This is a genomic window from Burkholderia sp. GW821-FHT14F03 (assembly GCF_058803765.1).
Genome location: NZ_JBXAPG010000117.1, coordinates 1 through 2057 on the forward strand (window position 1 = coordinate 1; position 2057 = coordinate 2057).

Below are 2057 nucleotides of genomic sequence, written 5' to 3' on the forward strand. Positions count from 1 at the left end.
AAAGCATTGGTCGACTATTTTCTGAAGATCGACGGCGTTGATGGCGAGTCGATCGATAAGCAATATCCCAACCTTATCCAGATCCAGAGCTGGCAGTGGGCGGAAGAAAACTCGGGTCGCTGGGGCTTCGGCAGCGGCGGCGGTGCGGGGAAGGTCGAGATGAAGGATTTCGAGTTCCGGATGGTGTCGAACAAGGCCTCGCCGAAACTGTTCCTGATGTGCGCGACCGGCGACCACATCCCCAGCGCCAAGCTGATCTGCCGCAAGTCGGGCAAGGGCCAGCAGGAGTTTCTGACGATTTCGTTCGAAAGCGGGCTGGTGTCGTCGTTCCGCACGCTCGGCAACATGCCGTTCTCGCAACTGGGCCATGGCAGCGGCGAGGTCGACAACGTGCTGCCGACGGACGAGATCAAGATCAACTTCGCCAAGATCGAGTTCGAGTACCGCGAGCAGGGCAACGACGGCACGATGGGCGCGGTGATCAAGGCCGGCTACGACCTCAAGCTGAACTCGGCGATCTGATCGGCCGCGCGTTTTCTTTTCGAGCAAACCATGGACGTGTGGCGACCTAGGGCGCGACACGCAGGAATACGCATGTGAGCGCGCATCCACTCTACAACAAGCTGTCGAGACGGTTTCGTCGCGACTCGCTCCAGGACATCGTCGGGCATCACCTGGTCGAGTTGATGAACTGTGCATCGCGCGGCGCGCGGATCGGCGTGTCGGACAGCAGTCCGGCCGCCTATTCGGTGCTGAACTACGGTTGCCCGCCGCTGCAGTTGGGCGGCGCCACCCGGATCGATCCGGTGCGTACGGCTTCGCACATCTGCGAGGTGATACGCCGCTTCGAGCCGCGCGTGGACAGCGGGCGGACCGTGGTGCAGCCGAGAGCCGGCGGCGCCCGGCACGCGCCGCAGACGATGTATTTCGACATCTTGACGCTGTCCCGTGACGACGGGGCGGAAATCAGGGTGAGCCTCGCGCTCGACTATCTCAGTGGTTATTTCAGTCTGGTCGGCGAATGACGAACGGCGAACGATCATGAATTTCCTGGACCATTACAACGACGAATTGCGTCAGCTGCGCGACGCGGGGGCCCGCTTTTCGAAGGAGCACCCGCAGGTCGCATCGGCGCTCGGCCTGCATCCGGATGCAGTGACCGATCCGTTCGTCGAGCGGTTGCTTGAAGGTGTGGCCTATCTGTCGGCAAGGGTGCAGACGCGCCTCGATCGCGAATGTGCGGAGTTCGCGCAGCAAGCGCTCGGGCGGGTCTGCCCGTTGTTCATGGCGGCCACGCCTGCCATTTCGAGTTTTGCGTTTCACCCGGACCTGGAGTCACCGGAAGCGTTCCGGGGCAGCACGCTGCCGCGCGGTTCGCTGATCTCGGCCCGTCTGCCCGGGCGCAAGCTGCCCGTCACGTTTTCCACCGCGCGCGACGTGACCTTGCTGCCGTTGCGCATCGCGCAAGTCGAGTGCAGCCGGAGCCTGAACGGATTGCCGTCCCAACTCGCCCAGCAACTGGCGTCTTCGCAGGCGGTGCTGCGTTTTCGCTTCGAGCTGGAAGGGCTGACGACGGTTGGCGAACTGGGGCGCGGCGACGGCGGCTTCGCGCCGCTGCACCTGAGCCTTGCCGGCGACTTGCCGCGCGCCTATGCGCTGCATCAGGCGCTGCTGGCGTCGAGCAGCGGCTGGTACGCGGTGGTGCCGACCCGGCGCGGCGACGAGGTGCTGACGCTGCCCGCGGCGGGCATCCGCCTGTCCGGCGTCGACGATGCCGAGGCGCTGCTGCCGCCTGATTTCGGCGGGCTGCCCGGCCTGCGGTTGATGCGCGAGTATTTCGCGCAGCCGACCCGCCTCCTGGGCGTCTATCTCGACGTGCTCGCACGCGTCGCGGCGGTCGATCCGTCCGCGCGCGCCTTCGAACTGTTCTTCGCGCTGCGGCACGTGCCGACGGGCCTCGTCGGCGAAGTCGAGGCGAGCCAGTTCCGCCTGTTCGCGACCCCGGCGATCAACCTGTACACGAAGCGCTTCGACCCGGTGCCGTACGACCCCAACCT

General features: G+C 65.2%; 3 protein-coding genes. All 3 read left to right on the top strand.

The genetic code is table 11. From position 1 onward, the window contains the following. Nucleotides 1-522, top strand: a 522-nt coding sequence (locus AC1RQF_RS33235) for an Hcp family type VI secretion system effector (RefSeq protein ID WP_492874370.1), incomplete at its 5' end; no start/stop codon positions are given. 74 nt (nucleotides 523-596) lie between these two features. Beyond that, on the top strand, nucleotides 597-1025 hold the full coding sequence (locus tag AC1RQF_RS33240; protein ID WP_492874371.1) for a GPW/gp25 family protein: 429 nt from the start codon (nucleotides 597-599) through the stop codon (nucleotides 1023-1025). A 16-nt stretch (nucleotides 1026-1041) separates the two neighbouring features. Then, nucleotides 1042-2057 (top strand): type VI secretion system baseplate subunit TssF (locus AC1RQF_RS33245; protein ID WP_492874373.1); only part of this gene is annotated, 1016 nt, incomplete at its 3' end.